A 6,736-nucleotide genomic window follows, 5' to 3' on the forward strand; every position below is an offset into this window, starting at 1 on the left:
CTGTCACGAAATAGCGCAAAACTCACCTTTTGGCCGTTTCGATGGCAAAAGCCGGCCATCCGAACAAGGCACAGTATAGCGATCCAATGAGCGAATGTCAAGATTAATTAATAAAATCAATATCTTATAGCTTTTCCGGCCTTAGCTTTTCTGTCGCTTTCCATCAACTGGGGGCGCAGAAGCCACGCGTTCACATTCGCAGAACGCTGGGCAAAAGCGATCCTGGCATCCACCACGATCGTCGACGGTTGCCGTTGCAGATGTTGAAGCGACCAGCGGCGCAGAAGCGCCATATCGCGTGTTCAACGAGCCGCGGAAAGCAGGCAGGAAAGGCTGGATTGATTGTTCGCGCATCGAAGCGCTCTGCGATACCGGCAATGACGTCAGCGGAACCTCCAGGCCCATAGCAGCGCGGACCATACGAGTGCTCTGCATCGAAGCGGCGGAGGCAAGCGGTGCGGTGAAGGAAGTTGTGGACGAGGGTATCTATCACGACCATGCTGGCGCCGGTTGTTACCCATCGCTCGCGGCCGGGGTCAGCAACCAGCAGGAGGTCCGACAGCGCCATCGAGAGGACCTTGCTCGATACGCCGTGCACATGAGCAAGAGGCTGCAGGACGGCCTGCCTCCTGCTGCGCGTCGGTCGGCGCGTTGAGCCGTGGCCGCCTGCTCAAGCCGCCCGTCGATCCAGCCGACCAAATCACCGCCACACACATCTCGCATGAATAGGAACAGGCTGAAGGCGGCTTGGCTGAGGCGTCCGTTTCTAAGCGGAAGCCTTGGCAAGGAGCACGATGACGTCAGGCCGGGCTCAGCACACGTTTGCGCAGTCTTTCGATAGCCGCAACCATCGAAGGCCCAGTAGCTGTCGAGCTTCATGCAGGTCGGACCGGCAGCAACTGCCGACGCGATCTCAGCCCAACCGACGTGGCCGTTGTTAGCGTTGTAAGCATCCACATTGGCATCCGACATGCCTTGGTACTGAACGACTCCCAGCAACCAGTCGAACAGAGCCCGGTTATCTCGTACGGCCACCGCCCTCGTCACGCCGAGCTCGACAAGCATTGATCGGCTGTCATCCAGAAACAAAGGGTCGGCTAGCTGGAGGGCCGGCCGGACAACAGCGAATGCCCTTCGCCAGACAGCTCCTGAAATCCGGTTATGACCCATGCGGCGACCTCATCGCATGGGTTGCTACACGATGACTAATAGCCGTCGTCAAGGCGGATATCGTTCCGGCTGGTGCGAACAAATCAGCTGTCTTCGGATCGTGGCGCGTCGAGCGCAGCGTCCGCAGGTTCTTTCCGCACCAACCCGCAACAAACGAATGCTGACGCCGCCGCCTTTAACCTCCATACAAACCCGTTACCTGAGCGTAGGTGCGTTCCCCGTGCTTGATCTCGACGTAATCAGGGGGCCGTTCGCCAAGATCAGTTCGCCGGGACCACTAAGCTGATCCAGCAGTTTCAGTATTGTATTCCAGCTTCATCGCTTGCTGGTAACAATGTCCGCAGTCCCGCACCTCCTTGCGCACAATTTCGATCAGCGATTTCGTCACCGACAATTGGGGTTCGATAGGGATTGCCTGCTCGATAACCCAGTCGAGGAGGTGGCGGGGATCTTGGATCAAGCGTACGTCCTCGGTGTTCTTGGTCATAGGGTATCTCCTTGATGAATTGTCATAGGCAAAGCCCTCTACCGGCTGCATCCTCGAGTCCGGATAGGTGAAGCTGGCTCTGCGGTGAGGCTGTTCTGCCGTGATCGGCTCGACGCCATGAAACCGGGCCTATCGATCAATCACGCCGCAGTTAAGCGAGCCCGCCCGCACCGGTCGGTTGAAGGCGCTTGACCATCGCCGGCCTGGCGCCGAGGGCATTTGCAACATCGCATAGGCATTAGCGGGCCGTACAGGCCCCATGGTGCCCGACGGCAGAGCGGCCATCGCCGTTGGCGCGCCCGATTCCTGCTCCGCGTTTGGGACATTGCCGATCGATTTAGGTGCGGGTTAGCCTCTACGGGCACCGTCGTTTATTCGCGCGCACCGATAACCAGATTGAACCTGACGCGATTGCGGTGCGCGAAGCATTCTCCGGTCAGAAGGCGGAAGCTGTTGGCTTCTTCCTCGCAGGAAAACACGTCAGTGCCCTCCGGCACATGTCTCAAGAGAGCCGTAGCTGCACGGAAGCAGTGCGTCCTGAGCTCATTCGGGCTGGGCTTGTCGCAAATTTGGAAAGCTACGTCCCAAACAAAGTCCATAACCTGCATGCTACACGGTACCCACCGATCTTCGTCGAAGGCGTCCGAGAATCGATCTTCAAATTGCTCGGAAGAGCCATCGAAAACCCACCACCCCGTGCTCCCAAGTTGATCGATCATGTCGTTGAACAGCTCGATGATTTTAACCGGCAGGCTGTATACAGATTTCTTGGTCTTCAGTTTTTCGCCCAGCCATTGGAAGACGGCTTCTTGCGTTTCGAGTGTTTGCACTTGGCGCTTAAGGTGGTTCATGTGCTACTCCCTAGGATGCTGTTAGAAAAACCCTTTACGCGCCCGGAATCTTCGATCCGGGTTGGCCATGCTCGGGCTCTCTAGTAGACTGATATTTTGCAGGACGCTGGAAATGGCGTCGGGCCGTATAACCTTGCGGCCTATCCCCGCTTTCGCCTGACCCACCGCGTTCCAGCGTTGTGTTTCCTGACAGCGGGGGAGCCGGTCAGGGGCCGTCTTCGCGCCCCGGTCAGATTCAGGGGTTCAACCTCCAAGTGTCAGTGTAAAGACACAGATCCGCGAGCCGTCGCGGCCTCCAAATCCGCCAACATCTTCTTGGAAAGGGCAGCAATCGACATGAACCGCATGGAAGAGTGCGGGATCGTTTCCGGCCTGTTTGGGGTTGCCGATTCTTGCCCCTTTCCACTCATGACGAATGATGACTTCGACGTTCACGCCATGTTTTCGGGTGAGCTTAGGAGATGAGAGGAAAACCAAATGGTGGTCATCGATTCCTATTTGCATGTCCTTCCCTAGGTTAGCAGCCATGGCTACTTGGATCATCACGAGGTAAAATTCTGTCGGCTTCCGCAAAGCGATCTGGTTGTGGAGGAAGTTCATCATGAGTCCGATGAGACGAACACCCGCCTGTACATTCTCGCTAGGACTTGCCAACTCGAAAAGCGTTTCGGCAAGGAACTTATTGTTCGCCTTCGGAACCGGCAGATGTCCGTACTCGTGTATCGATGCGGCCTGCTGTTTGAGCAAATCGATGAAGGCTTGTGTCATTGGCATCTGCGGCTTGGCTTTGATTGCTAAGTCCATACTCCAATCGAGTAACAAGTGGGGGTCGGTGATCTGGCGCACAGTGTCATTGGTAGCAGTCATTTTTGTCTCCTTGGTTGGTTGTAGTATGCAAAGCCCCTTTACCGGCCGCATCCCCGAGAAGGGGGCGACGTCTGGCCTGCGGTGAGGCTGTTCTGCTGTGATGAAGATGCCCTGAAACCGTTCACATCGGTCAATCACGCCGGGGCAGTTAGGCGAGCATGAGTGCCGCAGGGTTTGAGCGCTTGACCATCGCCGACCGGCGGCGATAGCATTTCAAATACAATCGACAACGCGTTTGGCGCGTCATACAAGCACCGCCAGCAGCCGATAGCGCGACGAGCGTCATTGCGGCGTGCGACAGGGCATCGATGCTGCGCCTTTGGCCAGCGTCACCAAAAGCCTACGTCGAGTTGTTTATGTGCGGCGGCCCCGCAATCCTCAGCTTGAAGCGAACACCAAACTCCTGTGCAAGCTTTGGCGTGGACTCAACGACATAACCCTCCCCAGGCTTCGGCGTGATCTTGAAGAGTTCGATGGCCCTTTCGATGTACTTCTTGTCCGGTTGACTAGGCAAAAGCAGGTCCGGCGATCCCGCGTCATCTTTCTTTTTCTGTGGCCTCACGATTTTCAAGCTTTCTGATTTGGGCCTGTAGGGCAAGCTCTGCAGCCAGCTGAGCAAAGCGGCTTGTGTCTTAAGAACGCGCACCTTTTCAGTCTTATCGGTCATGTGTTTTCTCCTTCGTTTGGTTGTCGTTAGGCAAAGCCCTTTACCGGCCAGGAACATGTGTTCCAGCTGTGGTAAGCTCGGTTGTTGATAGTCAGGCTGTTGGTTCTGAAAGGCTCGTCACACGAAGGCGGGCCTATCAGTTATGCACCCCTATCCAGGGCCGGGTGTGGATGGCTGGCATAGGTCGATACGTTGCCTGTGCAGTGAACATATCAAATAGGGGTGTTTACCCATGTTGAAGTGGAGGATGGCGTTGTAGGTAGCTGCGTGGGGGTAGTTGGTGTGTTGTGGGTATTATATAATGCATTAGCGGCCCTCATCTCTCTTCCAAGACCGTGAACGCATCAACTTCCCTTCGCGTGAACAGATCAAAATCAGCCTCTATTTCTTGTCGATACTCCCCCTCTACCCACCTTCATTCCGCTTAAAAAAGTACGATCGCGGGGCTTCATGTTCAGCAGCCAGAGGTCATGCTCAACCCTCGCGGCCACAGGTATGCTGAACCATTTGCGGTCCACGTTTCCCCGGCCATCGACTACGGCACCACGGGCATCGACCTCGACCTTCGTCGCATAAGCGATCGCGTTGGCCAAGTTGGTAACCGCCTTAACGGTAACAGGAGCAAATTTTGCACCGACCAGTTCCGGCGGGGGAACACGCCGCGGCATCAGGACCTGACGAACTTCTTTCTTGGTCGCTTCCACCGAAATCGTCAGGTGGGCGTGGGGCGACCAAAATTCGAGACCGTCCTCGTCCCGGTCGTACGCAATGTGGACGCCGCCGGCGATCCGCGCACTTTTCCATTGATCCGGGGCTCCTCGCAGCCGCCGGCGAATCCCCTGAAAAAACCCGTTGATCGAAAACCCAGACAGCTCACCAGGCGGCCTGAAATAGTGCGGATCAATGATGGTCGCAAAGTATTTGGGCCGTTGATCCGACCGATGCACAATCGCAGCCTGACGATTAAGCCGGTTGATCTCGCGACGTTCCCCGAAAACACAGGCCGCGCTGCACGACGTGTTCCAGCAACCCAATCCGTCACACTGCTTCAAATGCTGCCAGAGGGTCTCGTCGACACCATTGTTTGCCAACCTGGCAAGTCGCCGAACATGGAGGCGAGACAGTTCTTCGGGCGTTGCAAGTTTCTGCACCTTGAACCGGCGAAGCACCTTCGCGTCAGCGATCGATCCCTTTTCGGAATGGTCTTGAAAATTACGCATCATATTCTCCGTTCTGGCTGGCGGTCCTTTCAAGATGGTCGGCAAGTTGCCGGAGCAACTCGGGCAGCCGCGCTGCATTGGACTTAGGCGCGATCAACTCGATAAGCCCCAACGGGCACTGAAACTTTACCGCATGTTCGACCCCTCTTTCGGTGTCGTGGCTGGTTACCTCGAGGCTAGACAGCTCGGGCACGGCTTCCACCGACCCAGGCAGCGCTTCAACGTGAGGCGGACTAGTGCGAGCGAGCTTTTCCGACATCCGTTTCGCGCGCACGGCTTCCTTGCAGGCATTGAATCCCGTCCTCAGAAGCCATTCTGCCAGTTCATCATGCGCAACATGCTGGGCGTACGCGTGTTCGAGGACGCACGCGTAATCGCTGCATGCCGACTGTTCCTCAGGCGCCGGCCGAAGAAAGAAGGCAATTGCAATTAGCGCGATTTTTTTGACGGAAGGCAAACGTTTCCGGTGTTTGAAATAGTCGTCATCGAGCACGTGGCGAACAGCGGCAACCCCTCCAGAAACCATCTCGCTATAGAGCCGATAAGGCGGCACGAAAGAGCCAACCTTTGCCTTCCACGACGGCAGAAGGAGTTGCGACGCGCTTTTGCTGCGACAGTCGGAAAGCGCCTGATAGAGCGCCGATGAGACAGGGGGCCCAGCCAAGGGAGTTCCTTCACCAGCCGATGCAATCTGCTCGGGAAGAGAGGCCGCTATTTCGGTCGGACCGAAATAGGGTTTCGGGTCTAACTTTTTCGGGCGTCGGGGATACAATACGACGGTCACTTGGAGGCCCCGTCGTCGACAGCTTCCGAATAGCCATCCGGATCACGGAGCAGGCGCTCGATGTCCTGCACCTTCCACAAGCTGATACGCCCGCATTTCACAGGGTGCGGGGCACGCTTTTGAGCAATGCGCGCGTACCAGTTCGACCGCCCGATAGGGAGGAGCCCGCCAGGCCCAATCACATCGCCCAGGCGCAAGTAACCCTTGTTGTCCAAATCCTTCATCACGTCCGCTCCTTCAGTCGGCGGCGGATGGATGACACCGGATGTAGCGGCAGTCGAGGAAACCTTCCTACAGAATTTCGCCTGAGGTTGGCATATTTTCTGTAGGACCTTTGGCCTTGACGGGTACTCGTCGGAGAGCCGATCTGACGTGCTTGAGTTCGACGCTGGGATCAATGGATGCCATCATATCAAGGACAAAGCGCGGGCCAAGTTGGACGAACTCCATTGCCGCACCTTTCCCCACGACATCCGGATTCCGATCGATTGCTTTACCGCCAATCTCAGACCACATCCTGGATAGCGTGGCGACAGCATGATTGATGTGAATCTGCTCATGCCGGCCCTTTCTTTCTTTGGGGGCAGGCGTGTTAGCAATCCGACTTAGGTGTTCCCGGATAATCGGAAGCGCCTGTTCGAAATCTTGCCGACGGCCTCCCAACCCGTTTCGGATTGTACCCCATACGAA

9 protein-coding genes are annotated in these 6,736 nt (G+C 56.5%); all 9 read right to left on the reverse strand.

All coding sequences use genetic code 11. From position 1 onward, the window contains the following. Nucleotides 1–190 precede the first annotated feature (190 nt). Nucleotides 191–568 (reverse strand): hypothetical protein, encoded by a 378-nt coding sequence (locus CN311_RS32270; protein WP_133117199.1) that lies wholly within the window; start codon nt 566–568, stop codon nt 191–193. 879 nt (nt 569–1,447) lie between these two features. Further along, complete coding sequence (locus CN311_RS16090) at nt 1,448–1,657, reverse strand: hypothetical protein (protein ID WP_097574759.1); 210 nt, start codon at nt 1,655–1,657, stop codon at nt 1,448–1,450. A gap of 371 nt (nt 1,658–2,028) precedes the next feature. Further along, entirely contained in the window at nt 2,029–2,508 is a 480-nt protein-coding gene (locus CN311_RS16095) for a hypothetical protein (RefSeq protein WP_097574760.1), read from the reverse strand. Between the two features lie 243 nt (nt 2,509–2,751). Further along, complete coding sequence (locus CN311_RS16100; RefSeq protein WP_097574761.1) at nt 2,752–3,375, reverse strand: hypothetical protein; 624 nt, start codon at nt 3,373–3,375, stop codon at nt 2,752–2,754. A gap of 340 nt (nt 3,376–3,715) precedes the next feature. After that, nucleotides 3,716–4,042 carry a hypothetical protein gene (locus CN311_RS16105; protein ID WP_097574762.1) on the reverse strand — a complete coding sequence of 109 codons (327 nt, stop codon included), beginning with the start codon at nt 4,040–4,042 and terminating at the stop codon, nt 3,716–3,718. Nucleotides 4,043–4,416: 374 nt separating this feature from the next. Continuing rightward, complete coding sequence (locus tag CN311_RS16110; RefSeq protein WP_133117200.1) at nt 4,417–5,262, reverse strand: hypothetical protein; 846 nt, start codon at nt 5,260–5,262, stop codon at nt 4,417–4,419. Next, nucleotides 5,255–6,046 (reverse strand): hypothetical protein, encoded by a 792-nt coding sequence (locus CN311_RS32275; protein ID WP_133117201.1) that lies wholly within the window; start codon nt 6,044–6,046, stop codon nt 5,255–5,257. Before CN311_RS32275 ends, CN311_RS16110 begins: the two co-directional genes overlap by 8 nt. Further along, nucleotides 6,043–6,270 (reverse strand): transcriptional regulator, encoded by a 228-nt coding sequence (locus CN311_RS16120; protein ID WP_097574765.1) that lies wholly within the window; start codon nt 6,268–6,270, stop codon nt 6,043–6,045. The genes CN311_RS32275 and CN311_RS16120 overlap by 4 nt, the downstream gene beginning before the upstream one ends. A gap of 67 nt (nt 6,271–6,337) precedes the next feature. Further along, a partial coding sequence (locus tag CN311_RS32985; RefSeq protein WP_208866512.1) for a hypothetical protein occupies nt 6,338–6,736 on the reverse strand: 399 nt, incomplete at its 5' end.

The organism is Mesorhizobium sanjuanii (assembly GCF_002529485.1).
Lineage (GTDB): Bacteria > Pseudomonadota > Alphaproteobacteria > Rhizobiales > Rhizobiaceae > Mesorhizobium > Mesorhizobium sanjuanii.